The following is a 26582-nucleotide window of genomic DNA, read 5'->3' on the forward strand; positions in this document are numbered from 1 at the left end:
AGGTCATTCGATGAGCATTGCGCCACGTCCCCCCGCGGTGAAGCGCCAGGCGCGCCGCCAGAACCTGGAGAGCGCGATCCTCGCCGTCGCGCAGGAGTGCTTTGCGCTGCACGGCTATGGCGGTGTGTCGGTCGACGACATCGCGGCCGATGCGGGCGTTTCCAAGCAGAGCCTGCTCTATTACTTTCCCTCGAAGTCGGCGCTGTACCGGCGCGTGTTCAACGACGTGCTCGATTCGTGGCTGTCGAATCTCGACAGCCTCGCCGATGCAGACCTCGATCCGCACGCGGCGCTGGAGCGCTACGTCACGCAGAAGCTCAAGTTCTCCTACGACCACCCCTCAGGTTCGCGCTTGTTCGCGCAGGAAATCATCTCGCAGGCGCCGCAGTGCGCCGACGACATCCAGGCCAAGCTGGTGCCCGCCTTTCGGGCCGAGGCGGCCGTGCTGCAACGCTGGATGGCGGGCGGCGACATCGACCCGCTGCCGGTGCCGCACCTGCTCTTCACGCTCTGGGCCATGACCCAGACTTATGCCGACTTCGCCTGGCAGATGCGGATGCTGCTCGGCAAGCAGGCGCTGGAGCCGGAAGATTTCGACCAGGCGCGCGAGACGATCATGCGGATGCTGGAAGGGGCGCTGGGCTTGTCGCGGCCCGCGACGTCGGCGGTGGTGGCGAGCCCGCCGTGGAACGGCTGAGCGCTGCTTCCACAGGAAACAAGGGTGTTCAATGCACCGCGTCGGCCGGCGGTTCCCACGCAAAGCCCACGCCATACACCGACCGTATCCAGTCGTGCGCGGGCGTCACCGCACCGAGCTTGCGGCGCAGGTTCTTCACGTGGCTGTCGATGGCGCGCTCGGTCACGTCCACGGTGTCGTCGTAGGCCAGCTCCAGCAGCCGGGCGCGCGAGAAGATGCGGCCCGGGTGCCGCGACAGCACCTGCAGCAGACCGAACTCGCGGCGCGTGAGGTTCAGCGGCGTGCCGTCGAGCGAGGCGCGCCAGTGCACATCGTCGAGCACGAGGCCCGGTGCGTTGTCCGAAACAGTCGACTGTCCCGGTGCAGCAGCAGGCGCGGTTCGGCGCAGCACGGCGCGCACGCGCGCCACGAGCTCGCGCGGCGAGAAGGGCTTGCACACGTAGTCGTCGGCGCCCAGTTCCAGGCCGAGCAGGCGGTCGACCTCTTCGATGCGCGCGGTGAGCATGATGATCGGATGCGCTGTGTGCTCGCGCGCGCGGCGCAGCACCTCGATGCCATCGAGGCGCGGCAGCATGATGTCGAGCAGCGTCAGGTCGGGCGGTGCGGCGACGATGCGTTCGAGCGCGCTCTGCCCGTCGGCGAAATGTTCGGTGTCGTAGCCGGCGTGGCGCAGGTAGTCCTGCACCACGGAGGCGATGTCGAGTTCGTCCTCGACGATCACGATGCGTGTCATGCGGAAGCCGCCAGCGGAAGGGTGACCGTCATGCGCAGGCCGCCCAGCGGCGAGGGCGCCGCCTCGATGCTGCCGCCGTGCGCCTCGAGGGTCGCGCGGCAGATCGACAGGCCCAGCCCCGAGCCGCCCAGCGCGCGGCTGCGCGAGGTCTCGCCGCGGAACAGGCGGTCGAAGAGCCGCGGAATCTCTTCCTCGGGCACGCCCGGCGCGCTGTCGTCGAACACCAGCGTGAGGCAATTGCCCGTCCATGCGCCCTCGACGGTCGCATCGATGCGCAGTGTGCCGCCGGCATCGGTGTAGGCCAGCGTGTTCTCGAGCAGGTTCATGAAGACCTGGTGCAGCCGGTGCGCATCGCCGTCGATCACCGGCTGGGCCGAGGCGGCGATGCGGTCGATGGCGTCGCGATCGACCGCGATGCCGCGCTGCGTGAAGCGGTCGCGCGTGTGGTCGAGCGCCTCCTTCAGCAGCGACAGCGGGTACACCGGCGCCTTCAGCAGGTCGCTCTGGGGCTCGCGCATGCTGCTGCGCAGGTCGTCGACCAGCTGGCCGAGCCGGATCACCTGCCGGTGCATCCGCAGCGCGGTGCGCTCGTCGAAGCTGCGCACGCCGTCTTGCAGTGCTTCGATCTCCGCGCGCATCGCGGCCAGCGGCGTGCGCAGCTCGTGCGCCGCGTCGGCCAGCCAGGCGCGGCGCGAGGCCTCGACGGTGTCCAGGCGCTGCGCCATGTCGTTGAAGGTCTTGCCCAGCAGCGCGAGTTCGTCGGAGCCGTGGACCGCGACGCGGGTCGACAGCCGCCCGCGCGCCACGTCTTGCGCGGCCTGCGTGAGCGCATCGATCGGCTTGAACCAGCGGCGTGCGAGCAGCCACGACAGGGCCAGCGCGAAGGCCAGGCCGCACAACCCCGTGAGTGCGATCACGCCCGATTGCTGCGCAAGAAAGGCGCGGTCGGCCTCACTTTCGAGGCCCTGCACCGGGGCCAGCGCGAGGTAGCCGACGACGGTGCGCCCGCGTCGGATGGGCAGGCGCGCGGCGGTGGCCAGGTCGAGGGTGGCGCCGACCACCCACGCGCCTTGCGCATCGAGCAGGGCGAGGCGGCGGTAGATCGAATCGGGCGGGCCCGACAGGCCGGGAAAGAAGCCCGGTGGTGGCATCGCGAAGCGCCGGGGCAGCAGGTCGAGCTGTGGTGGCGGGGGCGGCGGCGAGGCGGTGTTCGAGAGGCCACTGGACGACTCGGCCTGCTGCGCGTTGTCGCCTGACGTGCGGCGCTCGTACCAGGGCGGCAGGCGCCGGTCGTCGGGCGTGGTGGCGCCGTCGATCACCAGCGCCAGCTGGCCCATCTGCAGGCGGTGCCAGGCTTCGTCGTTGTCGCGCAGCTTCTTCCAGTCGCCGTTGGCGGTGTAGTGCTTCAGCAGGAGCTGAGAGAGCCAGTCCATGCGGCGGATCTCGATCTCGGCCACGTAGGCGCCCAGGCCCCGCTGCAGCGCGACGATCGAAAAGCCCACGAAGCTGAGCAGCAGCACGATCAGCAGGGCGGCCAGCGCCAGGAAGATCTTGCGGGAGAGTGTCAGGCGCGGCATGGGCTCGGCGGCGGAGGCATGGCCGCATTCTGCGGCATGCGTTTCGGGGGCGGGGACGTCATAGGCAAGCCGTCGATCATGGCTGCGGATTGGGGAGGAATCTGGGAGAGGCGCCTTCCTGCACCTCTCCCACATTTCTCCCGATTCGGATCGCACGATGCGGGCCATGACACCGGACACGCACCGCTCCCGCCCGACCCTTGCCTTCCACGCGCTGGCCGCCGCCGCGCTCGCCTGGGCCCCGCCGGGGCACGCGGCGCCCGCGGCGACACCGCCGGCCGACACCGGCGTCGACCTGCTGCTGTTCCTGCTGGCGGCGCTGTTCTGGGTCGTCGCGCATGTGTGGACGCTGCTCGTGGTCTGGGCCGAGGCACGGGCCTCGGGCGTGCAGGGACCTGCGAAGAAGGAGGCTGCCCATGGCCGATGAAGCGATCGGGCGCCGGGGCCTGCTGGCTGCGATCGGTGCGGCGGGCCTGGCTGCGTCGGTCCCCGCGGCTGCTGCGGTGCAGAGGCTCCCGCTGACCGAAGGCCGCGCGCTCGTGCCACCGCGCACCGAAGGCTGAGCGGTGCTGCGCATGCCGCTCCCGTCCGCCGCGCCCGGTCATTGGTGGGTGACGCCACGCGCCGCGATGCGCGCGCTGGCGCACACCTGCGCGGGCGGCCTGGCCTTCTGCAGCCTGGCGCTGGGCATCAGCGTCGCGGCACGCGGCGCTTGCGCGGAAGCCCGGCAGGCCGAGGTGCGCAACTCGCGCCTGGCGACGATCATGCAAAGCCGCCATGAAAGCCGCACGCCGCGCGGCCACGGCCCCTGCAAGACCCGGTCCGCCCTCAGCCCGGCCGTTCCGCGAAGCTGAACCCCACGCCGTAGACCGAGCGAATCCAGCCGTGCGAGGGCGGCACGGCCGCGAGCTTGCGCCGCAGGTTCTTGATGTGCCCGTCCACCGCGCGCTCGTTCACGTCGAGCGCTTCGGGGAACGCTGCTTCGAGCAGCTTCGAGCGCGTGAACACCCGGCCCGGCTCGCGCGAGAGCGCGCGCAGCAACAGCAGCTCGCGGCGCGTGAGCGCCAGGGCCCGCCCCTCCAGCCACGCATCGCCCATGGCGCTGTCGAAAGCCACGGAAGGCGACGCCATGCCCACGTTCAGGTCGCGCTGCGCGTGTCGGCGCAGCACCGTGTGCACGCGCGCCACCACCTCGCGCGGAGAGAAGGGCTTGCAGACATAGTCGTCCGCGCCCAGGTCGAGCCCGCGCAGCCGGTCGGTCTCGTGCGCGCGTGCGGTCAGCACGATGATCGGATGGTCGCTGCGCGAGCGCACCTGCTCGATCACCTGCAGTCCGTCGATGCGCGGCAGCACCACGTCGAGCAGGGTGAGCGCGGGCGGCGCATGCAGGATGCGGTCGAGCGCAGCGGCGCCGTCGCCGAGTTGCTCGACCTCGTGGCCCGCGCGGTGCAGCAGGTCCAGCAGCACCGACGCGATGTCGCGTCCGTGTTCCACCAGCAGGATGCGGCTCATGGTCTTGCGGGCCGGTTCAGAAGGACGTGCCGATCTGGAACTGGAAGCGCTGCGTGCGGTCGGCGGCGATGCCGTTGGCCGTGTCCTCCTTCTGGTAGATGATCGGCACCGCATATGCCAGGCGCAGCGGGCCCAGTGGCGAGATCCAGCTGATGCCCAGGCCGGCCGAGGCGCGCAGGCGGTTCTGCGCCTTCCATTGCGCATCGGTCATGCCCGCCGTGCGTTCGGCGAACACGTTTCCCGCATCGAAGAAGGTGTACAGGCGCAGCGACTTGTCGTTGCCCGCGCCGGGGAAGGGCGTGGTCAGCTCCATGTTGAAGATCGCCTTGCGCGTGCCGCCGAGCGAACCGCCGGTGACCGCGTCGGTCGGGCCCAGCGAGTTCTGCTCGAAGCCGCGGATCGAGCCGAGCCCGCCCGCGTAGAAGTTCTTGAAGATCGGGAAGCTGCTGCTGCCCAGCGCCTTCGCGTAGCCCAGCTGGCCGTTGAAGGCCAGCGTGTACTGCTTGGACAGCGACACGTACTGCTGGTACTGGTAGTTGGTCTTCAGGTAGCGCAGCGCGCTGCCCACGCCCAGCTCGAGGTTGGCGCTTTGCAGGCGCCCGCGCGTGGGCACCAGCGCGCTGTCGCGGTCGTCGCGCGACCAGCCCACTGTCGCCGGGATGCCCACCACGTTCTTGCCCGCGCACACCACGCTCGGCGCGGTGCCGGTGCACTGGAAGTAGTCGAGGTAGGCCTGCGGCGTGGCGGTGTAGACATACGAGCCGTTGACCAGCGTGTACGAGCCGTTGCTGCCGGGCGTGAACGCATAGCGCTCCACGCCGATGCCCAGGTACACCGTGTCCAGCTCGTTCACCGGCAGCCCGAAGCGCACCGAGCCGCCGTCGCTCGCGAGCTTGTAGTTGCCGTCGGCCTCGTAGTAGGGCCGCGTGGTGGTGTGGAAGAGGTTGAAGGTGCGCGAGATGCCGCCCGTCGTGAAGTACGGGTCGGTGGCCGTGAGCGACACCGAGCGGTTGTACGAGCTGGTGTTGACCTGCAACCCGAGGTAGTTGCCCGAGCCGAACACGTTCTCCTGCGTGATGCCGAAGCTCAGCGAAATCTTGTCGGTCGAGGAGTAGCCCGCGCCGAGTTGCAGCGAGCCCGTGGGTTTCTCGGCCACGGTGACGTTCAGGTCGACCTGGTCGTTGCTGCCCGGCACTTCGGCGGTCTCGACATTCACGTCGGTGAAGAAGCCCAGGCGGTCCACGCGGTCGCGCGAGAGCTTGATCTTCGTGCTGTCGTACCAGGCGCCTTCGTACTGGCGGAACTCGCGGCGGAGCACCTCGTCGCGCGTGCGCGCATTGCCGCCGATGTTCAGCCGCCGCACGTAGGCGCGCCGCCCGGGCTCGGCGTTCAGCACCATCACGACGCGGCGCTGGGCGCGGTCGATCTCGGGCTCGGCCTTCACGCGCGCGAAGGCGTAGCCGAAGGTGCCGAAGTGGTCGGCAAAGGCCTTGGTGATGGCCGCCACGTCCTCGCCGTTGTAGGGCGTGCCGGGGCGCACGGTGACGAGCGACTTGAACTCGTCCTCGCGCCCCAGGTAGTTGCCCGCCAGCTTTACGCCGGCCACAGCGAACTTCTCGCCCTCGGTGATTTTCACTGTGAGTTCGAGCGTCTGCCGGTCGGGCGAGATCGCGACCTGCGTGGACTCGATGCGGAACTCGAGGTACCCGCGCGTCAGGTAGAACGAGCGCAGCGTTTCCAGGTCGGCGTCGAACTTGGCGCGCGCGTACTGGTTCGACTTCGTGTACCAGGCCAGCCAGCCGCCGCTGTCCTGGTCGAACAGGTCGAGCAATGTGCGCTCGTCGAAGGCTTGCTGGCCCACCACGCGCACCCGCGTGATGCGCGCCGGTTCGCCCTCGGTCACGCTGAACGTCAGGTTGACGCGGTTGCGCTCCAGCGGCGTGACGGTGGTGACCACCTGCGCGTTGTAGAGGCTGCGGCCGATGTACTGGCGCTTGAGCTCTTGCTCCGCGCGGTCGGCCAATGCCTTGTCGAACGGCCGGCCTTCGGCCAGCCCGATGTCGCGCAGCGCCTTCTGCAGCGCGGCCTTGTCGAATTCCTTGGTGCCGGCGAAGTCGACATCGGCGACGGTGGGGCGCTCTTCGACGATGACGACGAGCACATGCCCGTTGACGTCGATGCGCACGTCCTTGAAGAGCCCGAGGTCGAACAACGCGCGAATGGCCGCGCTGCCGCGGTCGTCGCTGTACGTGTCGCCGGCCTTGAGGCCGAGGGTCCCGAACACCGTGCCGGCTTCGACACGCTGCAGGCCTTCGAGGCGGATGTCCTGCACGGTGAACGGGTCGGCGGCCTGTGCCGGGCAGGCCGCCATCGCGAGGCACAACGCAGCAAGGGCGGCGAGAGACTTGGGAGGAATCATCATCACCGCATGGTCTTCACCAATGTCGGAGGAATGTGGGACGCCCTCCCACCCGAAGGGCCGAGTGGAAAGCAGTCGTTACTGCAACCCCATGGCGTTCACAGCGGGCCACGACACCACAGGCCGTTCGATGCGTTCCCGGCAGTTCTGCGCATGCGTCTCCAGCGACAGATCGCCCTGGATCTCCAGCAGCCGCTGCACCGTGCGATCGACCGCATGCGCGTCGAGCAGCGGATACGTGCGCGCCGTGCGCCCGTTGTTGCGCACGAGGCGCGCGATGTAGGGCAGGTCTTGCTGCGTGATGACCGCGGCGGGCATCACGCCCTCGAGCTCCACGCCTTCGCAAGGCAGCAGCACGAAGTACTGCAGCCGCAGGTCGTCCGGCAGCAGGCTGCGCAGCTGCGTCGTCTTGCGCCCGCCCTGCCAGGCCGGGTCTTTCACTTCACGCGCCCGCGTGCAGCCATGCAGCCGCAGAAACCAGCGCGGCGGCGCCTCGTCGGACTTCTTGCGGTAGACAAACGCGTTGCGCCAGGCCTTGATCTCGAACAGGTAGACGCCCGTCTCGCACACGATCACCGCGTCGATGCGCGCGGTGGGAACGGCGCAACCGGAAGGCATCGGAATGATGAGGTTGCGAAGAATGCGCAGGTGGGAAAAGGCGGGGCTGAATGCGGTGGCGAGTTGCTGCACACCGAGCGTCGCGGCGACCGCGCTTTGCTGCAAAACAATGGTCATGTCGGACTCCTTCGGAAAGCCGAGCATTGCTGGGCTTTTGGGAGACTTCTGGTATGTGCTGCGTTGGCTTCGATGAATACGCACCCGGTGGGGGCGTGAGCGCAAAACAACACACGGTCGCGATCGCGCTTCGTCCACCAGATTCCTCCAATTTTGAACAGGACCATCCGGTCAGCGGCTCGATGAAGAGCAGCTGCAAACCCCGGAGAAACCTGAATGAAGAAATCCCTCACGGCACTCGCCGCGCTGGCCGTCACCGGCCTGGCCTCTGCCCAATCGTCGGTCACCCTGTTCGGCGTCGTCGATGCCGGCGTGAGCTACCAGAGCGCCACGTCGCGCAACCCCGTCACCGGCACCACGAGCAAGCAAAGCCAATGGAGCCTAGCCAACTCGGGCTACAACTCCAGCCGCATCGGCTTTCGCGGCACGGAAGACCTGGGCGGCGGGCTGGCCGCGAGCTTCTGGCTCGAGGCGCCGATCAGCAACGACGACGGCGCGACCGGCATTGCCAACTTCAACCGCCGTTCCACCGTCAGCCTGTCGGGCGGTTTCGGTGAAGTGCGACTGGGCCGCGACTATACGGCCACGTTCTGGAACGACACGGTGTTCGATCCGTTCGGCACCAACGGCTCGGGCTCGAGCGTGATCAACACGGTGAGCGGCAGCACCGCGCTGGGCAACACGAACTACGTGCGCGCCAGCAACATGGTCGGCTACTTCCTGCCGCCGAACCTGGGCGGCTTCTACGGCCAGCTGCAGTACAGCCTGAACGAGAACACGAAGACCAGCGCCACCGACACCACGGCGGCCACCAGCAGCAGCGCCGGCCGCTATGTGGGCGGGCGTTTCGGCTATGCGAACGGGCCGCTGGACATCGCGCTGGCGGTGGGCCAGAACGTCGCGGCCGACACCACCACGCTCACGCGCAAGGTGCAGACCATCAACCTCGGTGCGTCGTACGACTTCGGTCCGGTCAAGCTGTTCGGCGAGCTGTCGAACGTGAAGAACAAGTTCGACCTCGCGGCGCTGGGCAACCGCCATGACAGCTACAACGGCTACCTGATCGGCGCGAGCATGCCGGTGGGCGCGGGCCTGATCCGCGCGTCGTACTCGACCGTGCGCTACAACGAAGGCGCGGTCGGTGTCACAGGCGATGACCCGCGTGCGAACAAGCTCGCGATCGGCTACGTGCACAACCTGTCCAAGCGCACGGCGCTGTACGCCACCGTGGCGCGTGTGAGCAACCGCAACGACGCGAACTACACGGGCAGCCTCACGGCCGCGAGCACCACGGGCTACGGCAGCACGGGCGTGGGCTACACGGGCCTGCCGCGTTCGTCGACCGGCTACGACTTCGGCATCCGCCACGCGTTCTGATCGGCCCCGTTCGCGTGCGGCGGCGCTGCCGGCGCACGCGAACGGTCCGTGCCGTCGAACACGCAACGCATCGATCCACATGATCCGAATTCACCACCTCGCAGGCGTGCTGGCAGCGCTCGGCCTGTCGGGCTGCATCGTGCTGCCGCCGCCTCTCTTTCCACCCGGGCCACCGCCGGGGTTTCGCGGCGAGGGGCCGCCGCCCGCGCCACGATGTGGGGCCCCGAGCGACTGCGCGCGGCCGGCCTTTCCCGAAACGCGCTGAGGGACTGTCGACCATGTACGGCAGTCAGCTCGGCCTGATCATTGCCACGCTCATCGGCCTGGGGCTGGCTGGCGTGCTCGCGCTGATGGGCGCGCTGTTCGTCGCCAATGCGCGAGCGGCCGCGCATGCCCGTGGCCTCGCCCAGCAGGCCCGCACCGAGCTGCACCAGCAACTGGCGGACAGTCGCGTGCAGGACCTGCGGCCATTGCTCGGCGCTGAATCGGGCGATGCAACTTCGCTGCACCTCGATGTGGACCTGCCCGCGGAAGCGGTGCCGGTCTTCGGCATTCCGTCGGAGCTGCGCGAGCTGCTGGCCAAGGTGGCTGCGCATGCCGCGCGCGTGATGGCGGCGGGGGCGACGTTGCAGGTGCGCGCGCGCATCGAAGGCATGCAGGCCGTCATTCACTGGCGCGATCTCAACGCTGAGGGCGAACGCCCACCGCTGGCGCGCTTTTTCGATGCGCTCGACGCCGCCTCGCTGGCCAGTGCGCGCATCTGCGAACGCATCGCGGGGCGCCACGGCGGGCGCATCTATTCGGCGCCGGACGACGGCGGCGTGCTCGGCCTGACGCTGCGCCTGCCGCTCTACGCGCCAGTGACCGCCGGATCAGTCGACTGAGGTGCGCGTCGGCCCCGATGCGGCCGGCGGTGCCGATACGCCGGCAAGCTCGAGGGCTTCGAGCGCCTCGTACTCCACCGCCAGGAAGTCCACCAGCTTGCGCACCGACGGCAGCAGGCCGCGGCGCGACGGGAACACCGCATGCACGATGCCGCTGCGCGGCGCCCATTGCGGCAGCGCGTCGACCAGGCGGCCGGCCTGCAGGTCTTCGCGCACCATCATGGTCGGCATCTTGGCCACGCCCACGCCTTGCAGGGCGGCATGCCGCAGCGCGGCCATGTCGTCGGTCACCAGCCGAGGCTGGTGGCGCACCTCGGCGCTCGCGCCGTCGGGGCCTTCGAGCGACCAGGTGTGGTGCGGCTGGGCCGGGCCGAGGTCGAGGCTGGGCAGCAGGCCGATGTCGGCAGGGCTGGCCGGCGCCGTGAGGCCTTCGAGCAGGCGCGGGTGGGCCACCAGCCGCTGCGTGCTGTGGCCCAACACCTTCATCACGAGGTCGGTGTCTTCGAGCGGCGGAAAGCGCACGCGCAGCGCGAGGTCGAAGCCCTCGCGGATCACGTCGACGCGGCGGTTGGTGCTTTCGAGCTGCACGGTCACGCGCGGGCACTCGGTCATGAAGCGGGCGAGCATTTCGGCCACCTGGTAGTACACCAGCGCCGGCGGGCAGGACAGCCGCACCAGCCCCTGCGGCTGGGCCTGCAGGCGGTCGATGGCCTCCTGCGCGGCGTCGGCCTCGACCAGCATGGCGACGCAGTGCTCGTAGTACTGGCGGCCGATGTCGGTGACGCTGAAACGGCGCGTGGAACGCTGGATGAGGCGCACGCCCAGCCGCTCTTCGAGCAGCGCGATGCGCCGGCTCAGGCTCGACTTGGGCACGCTCAGGGCGCGGCCGGCCGGGGCAAAACCGCCGTGGTCGACCACCTGGGCGTAGTAGTAAAGGTCGTTCAGGTCGCGCATGGCTTTGGGGGCCCTCCGTGCCGTTGATCGTTCGTCAGATGGAACGATGAGGGCGAATTCTGGCATCTACTCAAAGCATCGTTGCGGCCCCATCCTTGATGCATGGCTTTCCCGCACCGGGCGAGCCGCCTGATGGAAAGGAAAGACCCCATGAAGAAGATCCTCGGCACCTACAGCGCCCCGCGCCCGCACTGGGTCGGCGACGGCTTTCCTGTGCGCTCGCTGTTCAGCTACGACACGCTGGGCCGCCACGCCAGCCCCTTTTTGCTGCTGGACTACGCCGGTCCGGCCCAGTTCACGCCGACCACGCAGCCGCGCGGCGTGGGCCAGCACCCGCACCGCGGCTTCGAGACCGTGACCATCGTCTACAAGGGCGAGGTGTCGCACCGCGACTCGACCGGGCAGGGCGGCACCATCGGCCCTGGCGACGTGCAATGGATGACCGCCGGCGCGGGCATCCTGCATGAAGAGTTCCATTCCGAAGCGTTCACGCGCGACGGCGGCGAACTCGAGATGGTGCAGCTGTGGGTCAACCTGCCCGCCAAGGACAAGATGGCCACGCCCGGCTACCAGGCCATCGTCGATGCGCAGATTCCGTCGGTGCCGCTGCCGGAAGGCGCGGGCAGCGTGCGCGTGATTGCGGGCGACTACCTCGGCAACAAGGGGCCGGCGCACACCTTCACGCCCATCGATGTGTGGGACCTGCGCCTGAACCAGGGCGCGCAGGTGACGTTGCCGGTGCCCGAAGGCCATGCCGCCGCCATCGTGGTGCTGCGTGGGACGGTGCAGGTGAACGGCGAGACGGTCGTGCGCGACGCGCAGATGGTGCTGCTCGACCGCGCGGGCGATGCGCTCACGATCGATGCCAACAACGACGCGGTGGTGCTGTTGCTGAGCGGCGAGCCGATCGACGAACCCATCGTCGGCCACGGCCCGTTCGTGATGAACACGCGCGACGAGATCGTGCAGGCGATGAAGGACTTCGGCAGCGGGAAGTTCGGGCAGATGCCGGAGGCGGTCGCGCACTGAGCGCGACGCCAGGTTCGCCGCCGCCTCGATTGAAAGATCAGGCGGCGGTGAGCATGCCCCGTTCCTCGATGAAGGCCACGACCTCGGCAACGCCCGTGTGCGTCTTGAGGTTGGTCATCACATAGGGGCGCTGGCGGCGCATGCGCTGGGTGTCCTGCTCCATCACATCGAGGTTCGCGCCGACGTAGGGCGCGAGGTCGGTCTTGTTGATGACGAACAGGTCGCTCTTGGTGATGCCGGGACCGCCCTTGCGCGGGATTTTTTCGCCGGCCGCCACGTCGATCACGTAGATGGTGAGGTCCGACAGCTCGGGGCTGAAGGTGGCCGCGAGGTTGTCGCCGCCCGATTCGACGAACACGATGTCGGCATCCGGAAAGTCTTCGAGCATGCGGTCGATGGCCTCGAGGTTGATCGACGCGTCTTCGCGGATCGCGGTGTGCGGGCAGCCGCCGGTTTCTACGCCCATGATGCGTTCGGCCGGCAGCGCGCCGGCCACCGTGAGCAGGCGCTGGTCTTCCTTGGTGTAGATGTCGTTGGTGATGGCGACCAGGTCGTACTTGTCGCGCATCGCCTTGCAGAGCATTTCGAGCAGCGTGGTCTTGCCCGAGCCGACGGGGCCGCCGATGCCCACGCGCAGCGGCGGGAGCTTCTTGGTGCGGTTCGGAATGTGGTGCAGGGCGGAGGTCATGGGCGGAAAGGTCCGGTTCGGTCAGCTTCGGAAGAGGCGGGAATATTGTGTTTCATGGCGGGCCGACAACACGGCCAGCAGGGGCGCGAAGGCCTGGCGGTCGTCATCGCTCAGGGTCATCGCTCGGTCGACGGCCGCAGGGATCTCGTTCGCGAGCCGCGCCAGGATGCGTTGGCCCGCGCTCTGGCCCAGCGGCACGGCCTTGACGGCGGCGGCGACCATGTTCTCGGCCCAGCCGAAGGCAAAAGCCAGGCAGCCGTCTTGCACCGAGGCTTCGGTGCGGCTGGCGGCGAACGCGAAGGCCACGGGGTAGGTCGCGGGCAGGCCGGCGAAGACCTCGGCCGTGTCGGCGTGGTGCAGCTTCAGCCATTCGACGAAGGAGCGGCCCATCTGCTCGGTCTGCAGGAAGAACTCGGCGGATTCGCGCGTGTGCAGCACCCAGTCGTTGAGGGTGCGGATGCGTTGTGCGTCGTTCGCGCGCCAAGCGGTGATGGCCTGGGCTGCCAGTGCGAGGTCGCCGCGCGCGAAGCTCAGGTGCAGCTGGTCTGAGAGCCACTCGGTGGCACTGGCTTCTGATTGGATGCCGGCCCATTCGACGGCGGCCTCGATGCCTTCGGAGTACGAGAAGCCGCCGACCGGCAGGGCGGGGGAGGCGAGCCAGATGAGCTGGAGGAGGCTGTGAGGGGGCGGCATTTGTTTACTGGCGTGCGCCGCTGTTCAGGGCGCGTGCGCAGGCCACCGGGTACTTCCCTCCGCGAATGTCCCCCGGGCTTCGCCCTCCTCCTTGATTTCGCTGCGGGAAGCACCCGGTGGCCTGCGCACGGGAAGGGCGGTGGGTCATTTCAATGCGAGTGGCCGTGGGAGTGGTCGTGGCCGTGATCGTCGTCGAGCAGTTCGGGGGCGAGCACGAGTGGCTTCGGGCCGCTCTTGCCGTGGTCATGGCCATGGTCGTGACTGTGGCCGCCGTGCGAGTGCCCTTGCGATCCGTACGCGCCGCCTTCGGGCTCGAAGGCTTCCTCGACGGCGACGACGATCAGGTGCATCGAACGCAGCATGTCGGCCAGCACGTGGTCGGGTTCGATCTTCAGGTGGTCGGGCTTGAGCTCGATCGGCACATGCCGGTTGCCCAGGTGGTAGGCCGCGCGCGTCAGGTCGAAGGGCGTGCCGTGGGCCGTGCAGTGCGTGATGCGCAGCACCGGCTGCGGCGCCGCGATCACACGCACCAGCGACCCGTCTTCCGCGACCAGCACGTCGCCACCGCGCACCGCGGTGCCGCGCGGCAGGAAGATGCCGATCTGCCGGCCCTGCGAGTCGGTGGCGTCGAAACGGCTTTTCTGGCGCACGTCCCAGTCGAGTTCGATGGTGGCGGCACGCTTGAGCAGCACGGGCGCGAGACCGCGGCCCTGGGGCATGAGTTTGTTGGCGGTGAGCATGGCGGGTTGCGGGGTCGGATGAGGCCGATGAATGTAGCGCCTCTTGCAGCGCCTGTTCGGCGCGGCGTCCCAAGCCCATCGGCGAGGCTGGTGTGCCGGGATCGACCTTTCCTCCTTTAGCAAATATCGGGCCTTGTGGCCCCAGGGCTTGCCTCCGCGCCCCATCCGCCCCAGCATCCGCGTCATGAACAGCCTGGCCTATCTGACGACCGACGTCGCGACCCCGCTGCGTTTCGACTATTGGCATGACGTCGTGTGCCGCCACTGCATTCCCGCGGCCAGCCGTGCGATGACGGCGGAGCCGTTCGAAGGGCGGCTCGATGTGCGTGACGTGGGCGCGGTCAGCGTCAACCGCATGTCGGCGCCGCTGCACTACTGGTCGCGCGATGCGCACCACCTGCGCCAGCATCCGCTGGACGACCTGTGGCTCGCGTTCGTGCAGGACGGCGAGGGCGCCTTCTTGCAGGGTGGGCGGCAGGGGCGGCTGCGCAGCGGGGACATGCTGCTCTACGACGCGGGCCGGCCGTTCGAATGCACGATGGACGCGCGCTCGGTCTACCTGGCGCGCATGCCGCGCCGGCTGCTGTTGCGGCGCTTTGCGAAGGCTGAAGACTTCACCGCCCGCACCATCGCCGCGGACCGCCCCGGCGCGAGGCCGCTGCACGCGATGCTGCAGGAGACGGCGAACCCGGCCTTTGCGCAGCCGCATTCCGCCGCGGCCGAACGCTTCGGTGGCGCGCTCATCGACCTGCTGGCCGTGACGCTCGAACTTCAGCAGGACACCACCGGCGACGCCGGCGCCGAGCACGGCCTGCACGCGCGCATGACGGCCTACATCGGGCGCCACCTGGATGACCCTGCTCTTTCGCTCGACACGATGGCGCAGGCGCACCACGTCTCGGCGCGCACCGTGGCGCGGGCGTTCGCGCGGCAGGGTGAGACGGCGATGGGCGCTGTCTGGCAGGCGCGTCTCGCAGCCAGCCGCGACGCGCTGATGGGCGGGCGTGCGCACAGCGTGACGGACGTCGCGTTCCAGCATGGGTTCTCCGACCTGTCGCATTTCAGCCGGGCCTTCCGCAAGGCGTACGGCTGCGCGCCGCACACGCTGCTGAAGGCGCGTTGAGCGCTGCGCGTGGGGTGTCCGCCCCAGCACAAGTGCATGTCCGGAAGAGACCAGCGCGGGCCGCCCCGCGCCGATAAGGTTCGCCCGGGGTGGCAGCTTCTGCCGCTTGGATTCGGACCTTCTTTTTCTCAACCCTACACATGCGGGAGTCAGTCATGGCGGACAAGGAATTGCATCATCTCGAACTACTGGAAGTCGGCCGGCAGATCCAGTCGCGCGAGCGCTCGTCGGAAGAGGTCACGCGCGCCATGCTCGCGCGCATCGAGGCTGTCGATGGCCGGCTGCGCAGCTACGCGACGCGCATGGACGCGCAGGCGCTCGACGATGCGCGCCGCGCCGACACCGAGATCGCCGCCGGCCGCGCGCGCGGGCCGTTGCACGGCGTGCCGCTGGCCGTGAAGGACCTGCTGTGGACCGAGGGCGTGCCGAGCGCGCACGGCATGACGATCCACCAGTCCTTCCGCCCGACGGAAGACGCGACCGTGGTGCGCCGTCTGCGCGAGGCTGGCGCGGTGATCCTCGGCAAGCTGCAGCAGACCGAAGGCGCCTTTGCCGACCACCATCCGCAGATCGCGTCGCCGGTCAACCCGTGGGACGCCACGCTGTGGCCCGGCGTGTCGTCCAGCGGCTCGGGCGTGGCCACGGCGGCGGGCCTGTGCTTTGGCGCGCTGGGCACCGACACGGGCGGGTCGATCCGTTTTCCGTCGGCGGCCAACGGCATCACGGGCTTGAAGCCGACGTGGGGGCGGGTGAGCCGTCACGGTGCTTTCGAGCTGGCCGCTTCGCTCGACCACATCGGCCCGATGACGCGCAGCGCCGCCGATGCGGGCGCGATGCTGGCGGCCATCGCTGGTGCCGATTCGCGCGATCCCACGACCAGCACGTTGCCGGTGCCCGACTACCTGGCGACGATGACGCGTGGCCTGGCCGGCCTGCGCGTGGGCATCGACCCCGCCTGGACGCTGGACCGCGTGGACGCGCCCACGCGCGCCACACTCGCAGCCGCGATCCGCACGGCCGAATCGCTGGGGGCTTCGGTGCGCGAGGTGGTGTTTCCGGACACGGCACAGGCGGTGCTCGACTGGTCGCCGCTGTGCGCGGTCGAGACCGCCGTGGCGCACGAGGCGACATACCCGTCGCGGCGCGATGAGTACGGTCCGGGCCTCTCGGGGTTGATCGACCTCGGCCTGTCGCAAAGCGCCACCGACTACCAGAAGCTGCTGCTGCGCCGCGCCGATTTCAGTGGCCGCGTGCGGACGTTCTTTGAGCAGGTCGACTTGCTGCTGATTCCGGCCATTCCTTTTGCGGCGCCGACGCTGGAACGCGCGGGCCAGCTCGGCGTGGACCCGGAACTGCTGGCGGGCATGCTGCGCTACACCTGCCCGTTCGACCTCACGGGCAGCCCCACGCTCACCTTGCCGGGTGGCGCCACCGAGGCGGGCGTGCCGGTGGCCTTCCAGTTCGTGGCGCCGCACTTCGGCGAAGACCTGCTGGTGCGCGCGGGCTGGGCGTTCCAGCGGGCGACCGACTGGCACCGCCGACATCCAGCGGGATGAGTTTTCAGAACAGGAAGTACCGCTGCGCCATCGGCAGCACCTTCGCCGGCTCGCAGGTCAGCAGATGCCCGTCGGCGCGCACGGCATACGTCTGCGCGTCGATCTCCATCTTCGGCGTGTAGCCGTTGTGGATCAGGTCCTTCTTGCGCACGTTGCGGATGTTCTTCACTGCGCTGAGGTGCTTGCTCAGGCCGTAGCGCTCCTTGATGCCCGCGGCCAGCCCGGCCTGCGAGACGAAGGTCAGCGAGCTCTTGGCGAGCGAGCCGCCGTAGGCGCCGAACATCGGGCGGAAGTGCACCGGCTGCGGCGTGGGAATCGACGCGCTGGGGTCGCCCATCGCGGCCATGGCGATGGTGCCGCCCTTGATGATGGTGAAGGGTTTCACGCCGAAGAAGGCCGGCTTCCAGACCACGAGGTCGGCCCACTTGCCGACTTCGATCGAACCGACTTCGTGCGCAATGCCGTGCGCGAGGGCCGGGTTGATCGTGTACTTGGCCACGTAGCGACGCACGCGGAAGTTGTCGTTGCGTTCGCTGTCTTCGGGCAGCGCACCGCGCTGCTGCTTCATCTTGTGCGCGGTCTGCCAGGTGCGGATCACCACCTCGCCGACGCGGCCCATGGCCTGGCTGTCGGAGCTGAACATGCTGATGGCGCCCAGGTCGTGCAGCACGTCTTCGGCGGCGATGGTTTCCTTGCGGATGCGCGACTCGGCAAAGGCCAGGTCTTCGGCGATGCCGGCATCGAGGTGGTGGCACACCATGAGCATGTCGACGTGCTCGTCGAGGGTGTTCACGGTGTAGGGCATCGTCGGGTTGGTCGACGAGGGCAGAAAGTTCGCCTCGCCCACCACGCGCAGGATGTCGGGCGCATGGCCGCCGCCCGCACCCTCGGTGTGGAAGGCGCAGATGGCGCGCCCGCCCACGGCGGCGATGGTGTTCTCGACAAAGCCCGATTCGTTGAGCGTGTCGCTGTGGATCGCCACCTGCGTGTCGGTGGCATCGGCCACGTCCAGGCAGTTGCTGATCGCCGCGGGCGTGGTGCCCCAGTCTTCGTGCAGCTTCAGGCCCATGACGCCGGCCTCGATCTGCTCGTGCAGCGCATCGGGCAGGCTGGCGTTGCCCTTCCCGAGAAAGCCCAGATTCATCGGAAACGCGTCGGCCGCCTGCAGCATGCGTTCGATGTGCCACGGGCCGGGCGTGGCCGTGGTCGCGAAGGTGCCGGTGGCCGGGCCGGTGCCGCCGCCGAGCATGGTGGTCACACCCGAGGCCAGCGCCTCCTCGATCTGCTGCGGGCAGATGAAGTGGATGTGGCTGTCGATGCCGCCCGCAGTGACGATGGTGCCTTCGCAGCTGATGATCTCGGTGCTCGGGCCGATGACGATATCGACGCCCGGTTGCACGTCGGGGTTGCCGGCCTTGCCGATGGCGGCAATGCGGCCGTCCTTCAGGCCGATGTCGGCTTTCACGATGCCCCAGTGGTCGAGGATGAGGGCGTTGGTCATCACCGTGTCGACGGCACCTTGCGCGCGCGTGCGCTGCGACTGCGCCATGCCGTCGCGGATCGTCTTGCCGCCGCCGAACTTCACCTCTTCGCCGTAGCCGCCGGCACGCAGCGTGTAGTCGGCTTCCACTTCGATCAGCAGGTCGGTGTCAGCGAGACGAACCCGGTCGCCCACGGTGGGGCCGAAGATTTCTGCGTAGGCGCGTCGCCCGATGGTGGCCATGTTTTAGAGCTTCCCTTGAACGAGGCCGCGAAAGCCGTAGACGATGCGATCGCCGGAAAAATCGACCAGCTCGACCGTGCGCTGCTGGCCCGGCTCGAAGCGCACCGCGGCGCCCGAGGCGATGTTCAGCCGCATGCCGCGCGCGGCGGCGCGGTCGAAGTCGAGCGCGCCGTTGGTTTCTGCAAAGTGGTAATGCGAGCCGACCTGGATCGGCCGGTCGGCCGTGTTGCGCACGACCAGCGTGAGGGCGCGGCGGCCGGGGTTGAGCGTGTGCTCGCCGTCGTCGATGAGGAGTTCGCCGGGCGTCATGGCCGCCTCAGATCGCCTGGGCCAGCAGCGTGGCGCCGAGGGCGACGACGGCGGCACCGGCCACGCGTGGCAGCCAGGCGTTGGCATGGCGCAGTGCCCATCCCAGTGCGATGCCCACCGCGTGCAGCAGCAGCGTGGCGCTGACCATGCCGGCCAGCGTGAGCGCGGCGCCGTGTTCGCCCGCGAGTTCGTGGCCGTGCGCCACGCCGTGGAAGACGGCGAACAGGCCCACGACCGCCATGGCGACGCCGGCCGGCAGGTGCACGCGCGTGGCGACCAGCAGGCCCAGCACCAGCAGCGAGGCGGCAATCATCGGTTCGACCGCCGGCAACTGCACGCCGGCCAGCCCGGCCAGCGCACCCCCGAGCAGCATGCCCGCGAAGGCCAGCGGCGCCCACAGCAGGTCGGGCCAGGCGCGGCGCGCGACCAGTGCGCTCCACAGGCCGACCGCGACCATCGCCGCGAGGTGGTCGGCGCCGGTCAGCGGGTGCATGAAGCCGGTGACAAAGCCGTGGTGCACGCCGCCGTCGGCGCCGGTGTGGGCGCTGGCGGCCAGCGGCAGGAGGAGAAGGGTGACGAGCAGGGCGGAAGTCTTTGCGAAGCGCATGGCGGGATCTTTCTTCTTGTGGCGGAGGTTCTTCAGACGATCGGCTGGTGGACGGTCACGAGCTTGGTGCCGTCGGGAAAGCTGGCTTCGACCTGGATGTCGGGAATCATGTCGGCGATGCCGTCCATCACGTCGGCGCGCGTGAGCACACTGCGGCCCTCGCTCATCAGCTCGGCGACGCTCTTGCCGTCGCGGGCGCCTTCCATCACGGCGGCGGTGATGAGCGCGATGGCTTCGGGGTAGTTGAGCTTGAGCCCGCGCGCCTTGCGGCGTTCGGCCAGCAGGGCGGCCGTGAAGATCAGCAGCTTGTCTTTTTCGCGCGGGGTCAGTTCCATGGCGGCGGCTTCGTCGGGTGGCGGTCGGTGATTATGGGCAAGCCGATCTCTTTGCAACAGTCGTGCCCTGTTCGCCAAATGCCGTACCTGGTGGCACGGAAGCTGCACCGAAACGGTGTGAATTCACCTGACGCCCCCCTCCTTCCCGACGACGCGCCCCAGCGCATCGTGAAGGTGCGGCGCGACTACAACAGCTGGGTCGCGAGCGAAACGCTCGAGGACTACGCGCTGCGCTACACGCCGCAGCGCTTTCGCAAATGGTCCGAATGGCGGGTGGCCAACACGGCGTTCGGGGCGGCCTCGTTCCTGGTGCTGGAGGCGGTCGGCGCCACGCTGCTGGTGCAGTACGGCTTTGCCAATGCCTTCTGGGCGATCCTCGTCACGGGGCTCATCATCTTCCTGGCGGGCCTGCCGATCAGCGTGTACGCGGCGCGCTATGGCCTGGACATGGACCTGCTCACGCGCGGCGCGGGCTTCGGCTACATCGGCTCCACGCTCACCTCGCTGATCTACGCGAGCTTCACCTTCATCTTCTTTGCGCTCGAGGCGGCGGTGATGGCCTATGCGCTCGAGCTGGCGCTGGGCATTCCGCCGGTGTGGGGCTACCTGGTGTGCGCGCTGGTGGTGATTCCGCTGGTCACGCACGGGGTGTCGGTGATCAGCCGGCTGCAGCTGTGGACGCAGCCGCTGTGGCTGCTGATGCTGGTCGTGCCCTTTGTCTTCGTGCTCGTGCGCGATCCTGGTGCGTTCGCGGGCATCACGCACTACAGCGGGGCGAAGTCGGGCGCACAAGGATTCAACTTGCACCTGTTCGGTGCTGCGCTGACGGTCGGCATCGCGCTCATCACGCAGATGGGCGAGCAGGCCGACTACCTGCGCTTCATGCCCGCGCGCACGGCGGGCTCGGCGCGCCGCTGGTGGGCCGGCGTGCTGGCGGGCGGGCCGGGCTGGGTGGTGCTGGGCGTGGTCAAGATGCTGGGCGGGGCGGCGCTGGCCTACCTGGCGATCACGCACATGGTGCCGATCGAGCGCGCGGTCGATCCGAACCAGATGTACCTGGCGGCCTACGAGTACGTGTTCCCGAACTACGGCTGGGCGGTGGCGGCGACGGCGCTGTTCGTGGTGATCTCGCAGCTGAAGATCAATGTGACGAACGCCTACGCGGGCTCGCTGGCCTGGAGCAATTTCTTCTCGCGCGTGGCGCACAGCCACCCGGGGCGCGTGGTGTGGGTGGTGTTCAACGCGCTCATCGCCTTCATGCTGATGGAGATGAACGTGTTCGAGGCGCTGGGCGACGTGCTCGGGCTGTTCGCCAACATCGCCATCGCCTGGATGATGGCCGTGGTGGCCGATCTGGTCATCAACAAGCCGCTGGGGCTGTCGCCGCCGGGCATCGAGTTCAAGCGCGCGCACCTGTGGGACATCAACCCGGTGGGCGTGGGCGCGATGGCGCTGGCGTCGGTGCTGTCGATCACGGCGCACCTCGGTGTGTTCGGGCCGCTGGCGCAGGCGTTCTCGGCGCTGATTGCGCTCGGCACGGCGCTGGTGGCGTCGCCGCTGCTGGCGTGGGCCACGGGCGGCAAGTACTACCTCGCGCGGATCTCCGATGTGGGCGGCTCGGTGCTGTTCGCGCCGGCTGCGGGCGGGCGCAAGGTGCGCTGGGCGCGGGTCGAGCCGTCGTCGGACGATGGCGGCAGTTACCAGCGTCTGAAGGTGCAGCACTGCGTGATCTGCGAGCGCGAATACGAAGGGCCCGACATGGCGCACTGCCCGGCCTACCAGGGCGCGATCTGCTCGCTGTGCTGCACGCTCGACGCGCGCTGCGGCGACCTGTGCAAGCCGCACGCGAGCCTGTCGGCGCAGTGGTCCGCCGTGCTGCGCTGGCTGCTGCCGCGCCGCAGCTGGCGCTACCTCGACACGGGGCTCGGGCACTTCCTGCTGCTGATGCTGGTGATCGTGCCGCTGCTGGCCGTGGTGTTCGGCGTGCTCTACCAGCAGGAGCTGCGGGCCCTGAGCGAGGGCGCGCTCGCGCTGGCGACGCAGGTCGACGTGGCCGGGGCGCTTGTCGCCGTGCAGCAGGCTTCATTGCGCTCGGGCTTTCTCAAGGCCTACATGGCGCTGCTGGTCATCGCGGGCATCGTCGCGTGGTGGCTGGTGCTGGCGCACCAGAGCCGCAAGGTGGCGCAAGAGGAATCGAACCGGCAGACCCACCTGCTGGTGCGAGAGATCGCTCTGCACCGCGAGACCGACCGCGCGCTGCAGGATGCCAAGCAAAGCGCCGAAGAAGCCCGTGAGATTGCTGAGCACGCCAAGCTCGCGGCCGACCAGGCGCGGCGCGCGGCGGACCTCGCGAACCAGGCCAAGAGCCGCTACATCAGCGCCATCAGCCACGAGCTGCGCACGCCGCTCAACAGCATCCTGGGCTACGCGCAGCTCATGGGCGAAGACCACTCGGTGCCGCCGCACCGCCAGCAGGCGGTGGCCGTCATCAAGCGTGGCGGCGAGCACCTGCTGTCGCTCATCGAGGGCACGCTGGCCATCGCCCACATCGAGGCCGGCAAGCTCACGCTCGACGCCCGGCCCATGCGTTTCGCCGACGCGATGCGCGAGCTGGCCGACATGTTCGAGCTGCAGGCGGCCGAGAAGGGCCTGCGCTTTCGCTTCGAGGCGGCCGGCGCATTGCCCGACGTGGTGCGCGCCGACGAGAAGCGCGTGAGCCAGATCCTCATCAACCTGCTGGGCAACGCGATCAAGTTCACGGCGGCGGGGCAGGTGACCTTGCGCATTTCCTATGCACGCGAGTTCGCCGCCATCGAGATCGAGGACACCGGGCCGGGCATGACGGACGCCGACATCGAGCGCATCTTCGAGCCCTTTGCGCGCGGCCACGCGGCGGTGTCGTCGGCGCCCGGCGCAGGCCTGGGCCTGACCATCGCGAAGATGCTGACCGACCTGATGGGCGGCGAGATGAAGGTGCGCAGCACGCCGGGCGAGGGCTCGCTGTTCTGCGTGCGGCTGTTCCTGCCACGGGTGCATGAGGCGGTGGCGGGTGTCGCGCGCATCGCACCAGTGCCGCGTGCACGGCGCGGCTACGAGGGCGTGCGCCGGCGCCTGCTGGTGGTCGACAACGAAGAGGCGGACCGCGAGCTGCTGGGCCATGTGCTCGCGCCGCTGGGCTTCGAGCTGCGCAGCGCGGCCAGCGGGCACGACGCGCTGGACCTCATCGCCGCGGGCTACCGGCCCGACGCCATGTTCGTCGACCTCGCGATGCCCGGCATCGACGGCTGGGAAACCATCCGCCGCGCGCGCAAGCTGGGGCTGGCCGACGCGTCGGTGGCGATCGTCTCGGCCAACGCCTTCGACAAGGGACTCGACAACGACGTGGGCATCGCGCCCGAAGACTTCTTCGTCAAGCCTGTGCGCCACACCGAACTGCTCGACTGGCTGGAGCGTCGGCTCGCCTTGAAATGGACCGACACCGCCGCGCGGCCCGCGCCCGCCGTCGCCGCGCCGCGCGCGATGCAGCCGCCGTCGCTGGCGCGTCTGCGCGCACTCGACGAGGCCGTGGGCCTGGGCTACTTTCGCGGCATCATGAACCAGCTCGACGACATCGACGCCGCGCAGCCCGAGTGCGCCGCATGGACCGAGGCCCAGCGCGCGCTGGCCCGCCAGTTCCAGTTCGAGGCCATGGGCCGCGCGCTGGCCGAAGCCGCCGAGGGCGCTGCATGACTCTCTTGTCTCCACCGAGCCTGCTCACTTCGCCGCTCGCCCGCACGCTGCGTGAACAGCAGGGCGCCCACGGCGACCTGGTGCTGATCGTCGACGACGTGCCCGACAACCTCGCCGTGCTGCACGACGCGCTCGACGAATCGGGCTACACCGTGCTCATCGCCACCAACGGCGAGCAGGCGCTGCAGCGCGCCGCGCAGGCGCGCCCCGACATCGTGCTGCTCGACGCCATGATGCCGGGCATCGACGGCTTCGAGGTGGCGCGCCGTCTCAAGGCCGATGCGGCCACCGCGCACATTCCCATCGTGTTCATGACCGGCCTCACCGAGACCGAGCACCTCGTGGCCGCGCTCGAGGCGGGCGGGGTCGACTACGTCACCAAACCGATCAAGCCGAAGGAGGTGTTGGCGCGCATGAACGTGCACCTGCAGGGCGCCCGCCGCGCGCGGCAGGAGGCGCACCAGGCGGGGCAGGCACGCAATGCGCTCGACGCCTTCGGCTACGCGAGCATCACGGTGCGGCTGCCCGAGGGGCGGCTGATCTGGCAGACGGCGCTGGCGCGCGACCTGCTGTCGCGCTACTGCGAAACGCAGGCGCCCGAGACGCCGCCGGCCGTGCTCGACTGGCTGCGCCAGCATGCGCCCGAAGCCCGCGCACGCGGCATCGAGCCGCCCGCGCTGGTCATCGCGCAGGGCGCGCGCAGCCTGAGCCTGCGGCTGCACCGCCAGACCGGCGAGGACGACGCCGGCGACGAATGGATGATCGTCATGCGCGAGGTGTCCGACACCGCCGTGATCGAGGCCATGAGCCTGAGCCTGAAGCTCACGGCGCGCGAGGCCGAGGTGCTGTACTGGGTGGTCAAGGGCAAGACCAACAAGGACATCGGCGAGATCCTCGGCAGCAGCCCAGCCACCGCCAAGAAGCACCTGGAGCGCGTGTACGTGAAGCTGGGCGTCGAGACGCGCACGGCAGCGGCCGGCGTGGCGATCAAGCGCATCCGCGAGCTGCAGCCGCAGTTCGAGTTCTGAAGGGTGCGAGGGCGGCGCCGCGTCATGGCGTGGACTTTCCGGCTTCCTAGAATGAGGCAGGGCTCTCTGAGGGAAGCACGAGATGAAGAACAACAACAAACGCACCGCACGCCTGCTGCTCGCTGCATGCGCGGCGCTGCCGGGCCTCGGCGCGCAGGCCGCCGGCCACTTCGATGTCGACGATGCCGGCACGCTCGATCCGGGCCAGTGCCAGTACGAAACCTGGTGGGGCCGCAGCGGCGCCGAGCCGGTCACGACGGGCTTGCATGTCGGGCCGGCCTGCCGGGTCGGGCCGGTCGAGCTGGGGCTGAACGTCGACCGGCTCTCAGCGCAGGGCATTCACTCGGTCACGGGCGGCCCGCAACTCAAATGGACCTTTGCCGGGACGGCCGCCGACGCGCCTTTCAGCGCCGCCGTGTCGATGGGCGCGGTGGCCGATCTGCGGCGCGGCGGTCGCATGGGCGGCCAGCTGGTCGTGCCGATCACCTGGCGGCCCACCGAGAGCCTGCAATTTCACGCCAACCTCGGCGCCGACTGGGCGCTGGGCACCGGCGCGCGCACGTCGCGCGCCGGCCTGGCGGTGGAGTGGGCGCTGAACGATGCCGTGTCGCTGATCGCGGAGCGCCACCGGGCCGGGGGCGTGTGGACCTCGCGCGTGGGCGGCCGCGTCAGCCTGACGCCGCTGATCAGCGTCGACATCAGCACGTCGCGCACTGGGCCGCAGGGCGTGCGCGGCGTGGTGATCGGGCTGAACCACGAATTCATGTGGAAATAAGTGAAGAGAAACTGAAATCCACTGCAATGGGATGAACTCCCGTATCGTGGATTTGGTTGATTTTGAATAAGATTCCGTCACATTTATTAACGAGTCAACGATCCGTGACCCCATCGCCCGTTCTGGACTTCAAGTTCACCGCACCGCCGGAGAGCCCCGCGCAGACCTTCCTGCCGGGCCGGCCGGCCGGGGTGCTCGGCCGCTCGTTCACACCGGAGCGCAATCCGCGCCTGCAGGGGCTGCAGTGCCTGCGCTGCGACACGCTGTACCCGGTTTCGCTCGCCAACGACGGCTGTCCGGCCTGTCGGCAGGCCGGCTTTCACGTCGGCCTGCGCGCAAGCTACCGGCCCGGCGGCGCGGACGTGGTGCCGATGCCGTACGTGCAGGGCTTTTCGCTCGGCGAGGGGAACACGCCGCAGCACGACATGCCCGATCTCGCGCAGCAGTTCGGCGTGGCGCGCCTGAGCATCAAGGACGAATCGCGTAACCCCACCGGCTCGCCCAAAGACCGGCTGACCGCGATGGGCGTGGCGCAGGCGCTGGACGCCGGCGCCCACACGCTGGTGCTGGCGTCGTCGGGCAACACGGCGGTGTCGGCGGCACACTACGCGTGGGCCGCGGGGCTCGGTTGCGAAGTGGCCACTTATGAGGCGATGCCCGCCACCTATGCGCGCCAGCTCGACGCACTGGGCGCGCGGCGCTATGTGTTCGCCGACAACACCGGCCGCTGGGGCTTCGTGCGCGAGCGCTCGCAGTACCCGGGCTATTTCGCGCTTTCCAACTACCGCCTGCCGGCGCTCGGCAGCGCGCCCTTGGGCGTGGAGGGCTACAAGGCCATTGCCGAGGAATGCCTGCAGGATGGCGGCCTGCCCGACCACGTCGTGGTGCCGACCGGGCGCGGCGACATGGCCTGGGGCATCTACGCCGGCTTTCGCGACCTGCTGGCGGCGGGGCGCATCGCGCGCCTGCCGCGGATGTGGCTGGTCGAGCCTTTTCCGAGGCTGTCGCGTGTGCTCGGGGGTGGGGCGCTCAACGGCAGCTACCCCGGTCGCACGGCGCAGCTGTCGAGCGCGGGCGCGACCGTCACGTATCTGCAATGGCAAGCTGCGACGGCCAGCGGCGGCGGTGCCGTGGTGGTGGGCGACGATGAGGCCCGTGCGGCGCGGCGGCTGCTCACCGCGGCCGGCGTGAGCGCCGAGCTGGCGGCGGCGGCGGGCCTGGGGGCGGTGCGGCAACTGCGCGAGGCCGAGACCATCGCGGCCGATGCGCACGTCGTGCTGGTGCTGACCTCGGACGCGTCGAGCGATCCGAGCTGGCCCGATCGCGCTGTCACCGCTTGAAGCGGTGTGCGGCCCCGGG

Annotated in this window: 26 protein-coding genes; 13 read left to right on the forward strand and 13 right to left on the reverse strand. The window is 69.3% G+C overall.

The window, feature by feature from the left end; translation table 11 throughout:
- Nucleotides 1–10: 10 nt before the first annotated feature.
- Nucleotides 11–697, forward strand: coding sequence for a TetR family transcriptional regulator C-terminal domain-containing protein (locus CY658_RS03865; RefSeq protein WP_180838861.1), 687 nt, complete (start codon nucleotides 11–13; stop codon nucleotides 695–697).
- Between the two features lie 28 nt (nucleotides 698–725).
- Here the strand turns inward: CY658_RS03865 and CY658_RS03870 are convergent, their stop codons facing one another.
- Both CY658_RS03870 and CY658_RS03875 read right to left on the reverse strand, forming a co-directional pair.
- Complete coding sequence (locus CY658_RS03870; RefSeq protein ID WP_101488941.1) at nucleotides 726–1430, reverse strand: response regulator; 705 nt, start codon at nucleotides 1428–1430, stop codon at nucleotides 726–728.
- Complete coding sequence (locus CY658_RS03875; protein WP_101488942.1) at nucleotides 1427–3007, reverse strand: ATP-binding protein; 1581 nt, start codon at nucleotides 3005–3007, stop codon at nucleotides 1427–1429. Before CY658_RS03875 ends, CY658_RS03870 begins: the two co-directional genes overlap by 4 nt.
- A gap of 166 nt (nucleotides 3008–3173) precedes the next feature.
- Here CY658_RS03875 and CY658_RS03880 point away from each other — a divergent pair, with 166 nt between their 5' ends.
- From CY658_RS03880 to CY658_RS03885, 3 genes are read left to right on the forward strand one after another with little or no spacing between them, the layout of a single operon-like run.
- On the forward strand, nucleotides 3174–3434 hold the full coding sequence (locus tag CY658_RS03880; protein WP_257884666.1) for a hypothetical protein: 261 nt from the start codon (nucleotides 3174–3176) through the stop codon (nucleotides 3432–3434).
- Nucleotides 3424–3570, forward strand: a complete 147-nt coding sequence (locus CY658_RS32670; RefSeq protein ID WP_180838862.1) for a hypothetical protein — start codon at nucleotides 3424–3426, stop codon at nucleotides 3568–3570. The genes CY658_RS03880 and CY658_RS32670 overlap by 11 nt, the downstream gene beginning before the upstream one ends.
- A 12-nt stretch (nucleotides 3571–3582) precedes the next feature.
- Nucleotides 3583–3861, forward strand: coding sequence for a hypothetical protein (locus tag CY658_RS03885; RefSeq protein WP_143713589.1), 279 nt, complete (start codon nucleotides 3583–3585; stop codon nucleotides 3859–3861).
- Here CY658_RS03885 and CY658_RS03890 read toward each other — a convergent pair.
- The 3 genes from CY658_RS03890 to CY658_RS03900 all read right to left on the reverse strand — a co-directional run bounded on the left by CY658_RS03890 (nucleotide 3836) and on the right by CY658_RS03900 (nucleotide 7673).
- Nucleotides 3836–4519, reverse strand: a complete 684-nt coding sequence (locus CY658_RS03890) for a response regulator (RefSeq protein WP_101488945.1) — start codon at nucleotides 4517–4519, stop codon at nucleotides 3836–3838. The genes CY658_RS03885 and CY658_RS03890 overlap by 26 nt on opposite strands.
- Before the next feature lie 16 nt (nucleotides 4520–4535).
- A complete protein-coding gene (gene bamA, locus CY658_RS03895) occupies nucleotides 4536–6941 on the reverse strand; it encodes an outer membrane protein assembly factor BamA (RefSeq protein WP_374221080.1) in 2406 nt (801 codons plus the stop codon).
- 75 nt (nucleotides 6942–7016) lie between these two features.
- Nucleotides 7017–7673: a nuclease-related domain-containing protein gene (locus tag CY658_RS03900; RefSeq protein ID WP_101490215.1), complete on the reverse strand. Its 657-nt coding sequence runs from the start codon at nucleotides 7671–7673 to the stop codon at nucleotides 7017–7019.
- 216 nt (nucleotides 7674–7889) lie between these two features.
- Between CY658_RS03900 and CY658_RS03905 the strand changes: the two genes are divergently transcribed.
- Both CY658_RS03905 and CY658_RS03915 read left to right on the forward strand, forming a co-directional pair.
- Nucleotides 7890–9050: a porin gene (locus CY658_RS03905; RefSeq protein ID WP_101488947.1), complete on the forward strand. Its 1161-nt coding sequence runs from the start codon at nucleotides 7890–7892 to the stop codon at nucleotides 9048–9050.
- 278 nt (nucleotides 9051–9328) lie between these two features.
- Nucleotides 9329–9934, forward strand: coding sequence for an ATP-binding protein (locus tag CY658_RS03915; RefSeq protein ID WP_101488949.1), 606 nt, complete (start codon nucleotides 9329–9331; stop codon nucleotides 9932–9934).
- Here CY658_RS03915 and CY658_RS03920 read toward each other — a convergent pair.
- Nucleotides 9923–10888 carry a LysR family transcriptional regulator gene (locus tag CY658_RS03920; RefSeq protein ID WP_101488950.1) on the reverse strand — a complete coding sequence of 322 codons (966 nt, stop codon included), beginning with the start codon at nucleotides 10886–10888 and terminating at the stop codon, nucleotides 9923–9925. The genes CY658_RS03915 and CY658_RS03920 overlap by 12 nt on opposite strands.
- 150 nt (nucleotides 10889–11038) lie before the next feature.
- Here CY658_RS03920 and CY658_RS03925 point away from each other — a divergent pair, with 150 nt between their 5' ends.
- Entirely contained in the window at nucleotides 11039–11917 is an 879-nt protein-coding gene (locus CY658_RS03925; protein WP_101488951.1) for a pirin family protein, read from the forward strand.
- Between the two features lie 37 nt (nucleotides 11918–11954).
- Here the strand turns inward: CY658_RS03925 and ureG are convergent, their stop codons facing one another.
- The 3 genes from ureG to ureE all read right to left on the reverse strand — a co-directional run bounded on the left by ureG (nucleotide 11955) and on the right by ureE (nucleotide 14038).
- Entirely contained in the window at nucleotides 11955–12605 is a 651-nt protein-coding gene (gene ureG, locus CY658_RS03930) for an urease accessory protein UreG (RefSeq protein ID WP_101488952.1), read from the reverse strand.
- Between the two features lie 21 nt (nucleotides 12606–12626).
- The gene (locus CY658_RS03935) at nucleotides 12627–13298 is read right to left on the reverse strand and encodes an urease accessory protein UreF (protein WP_101488953.1); all 672 of its coding nucleotides are present in this window, start codon (nucleotides 13296–13298) and stop codon (nucleotides 12627–12629) included.
- 149 nt (nucleotides 13299–13447) lie between these two features.
- The gene (ureE, locus tag CY658_RS03940; protein ID WP_101488954.1) at nucleotides 13448–14038 is read right to left on the reverse strand and encodes an urease accessory protein UreE; all 591 of its coding nucleotides are present in this window, start codon (nucleotides 14036–14038) and stop codon (nucleotides 13448–13450) included.
- Between the two features lie 184 nt (nucleotides 14039–14222).
- Here ureE and CY658_RS03945 point away from each other — a divergent pair, with 184 nt between their 5' ends.
- Both CY658_RS03945 and CY658_RS03950 read left to right on the forward strand, forming a co-directional pair.
- On the forward strand, nucleotides 14223–15161 hold the full coding sequence (locus tag CY658_RS03945; protein ID WP_101488955.1) for a helix-turn-helix domain-containing protein: 939 nt from the start codon (nucleotides 14223–14225) through the stop codon (nucleotides 15159–15161).
- Between the two features lie 155 nt (nucleotides 15162–15316).
- Nucleotides 15317–16717 (forward strand): amidase, encoded by a 1401-nt coding sequence (locus tag CY658_RS03950; RefSeq protein ID WP_101488956.1) that lies wholly within the window; start codon nucleotides 15317–15319, stop codon nucleotides 16715–16717.
- Nucleotides 16718–16721: 4 nt separating this feature from the next.
- On the opposite strand, the gene ureC is transcribed toward CY658_RS03950, so the two are convergent.
- The 4 genes from ureC to CY658_RS03970 are packed head-to-tail and all read right to left on the reverse strand — an operon-like array spanning nucleotide 16722 to nucleotide 19691.
- Nucleotides 16722–18440 carry an urease subunit alpha gene (gene ureC, locus CY658_RS03955; protein WP_101488957.1) on the reverse strand — a complete coding sequence of 573 codons (1719 nt, stop codon included), beginning with the start codon at nucleotides 18438–18440 and terminating at the stop codon, nucleotides 16722–16724.
- Nucleotides 18441–18443: 3 nt separating this feature from the next.
- A complete protein-coding gene (locus tag CY658_RS03960; RefSeq protein ID WP_101488958.1) occupies nucleotides 18444–18749 on the reverse strand; it encodes an urease subunit beta in 306 nt (101 codons plus the stop codon).
- Between the two features lie 7 nt (nucleotides 18750–18756).
- Nucleotides 18757–19356 (reverse strand): HupE/UreJ family protein, encoded by a 600-nt coding sequence (locus CY658_RS03965; protein WP_101488959.1) that lies wholly within the window; start codon nucleotides 19354–19356, stop codon nucleotides 18757–18759.
- A gap of 32 nt (nucleotides 19357–19388) precedes the next feature.
- A complete protein-coding gene (locus CY658_RS03970; protein WP_101488960.1) occupies nucleotides 19389–19691 on the reverse strand; it encodes an urease subunit gamma in 303 nt (100 codons plus the stop codon).
- Between the two features lie 102 nt (nucleotides 19692–19793).
- Between CY658_RS03970 and CY658_RS03975 the strand changes: the two genes are divergently transcribed.
- The 4 genes from CY658_RS03975 (at nucleotide 19794) to CY658_RS03990 (ending at nucleotide 26563) form a co-directional block, all read left to right on the forward strand.
- A complete protein-coding gene (locus CY658_RS03975) occupies nucleotides 19794–23420 on the forward strand; it encodes a hybrid sensor histidine kinase/response regulator (protein ID WP_101490216.1) in 3627 nt (1208 codons plus the stop codon).
- Nucleotides 23417–24448 (forward strand): response regulator transcription factor, encoded by a 1032-nt coding sequence (locus CY658_RS03980; RefSeq protein WP_257884668.1) that lies wholly within the window; start codon nucleotides 23417–23419, stop codon nucleotides 24446–24448. Before CY658_RS03975 ends, CY658_RS03980 begins: the two co-directional genes overlap by 4 nt.
- Before the next feature lie 82 nt (nucleotides 24449–24530).
- Nucleotides 24531–25223, forward strand: coding sequence for a hypothetical protein (locus CY658_RS03985; protein WP_257884669.1), 693 nt, complete (start codon nucleotides 24531–24533; stop codon nucleotides 25221–25223).
- 104 nt (nucleotides 25224–25327) lie between these two features.
- Entirely contained in the window at nucleotides 25328–26563 is a 1236-nt protein-coding gene (locus CY658_RS03990) for a pyridoxal-phosphate dependent enzyme (protein WP_101488961.1), read from the forward strand.
- The last annotated feature ends 19 nt before the right edge of the window (nucleotides 26564–26582 follow it).

The sequence above is a fragment of the Variovorax sp. RO1 genome (genome assembly GCF_002849325.1).
GTDB lineage: Bacteria > Pseudomonadota > Gammaproteobacteria > Burkholderiales > Burkholderiaceae_C > Variovorax.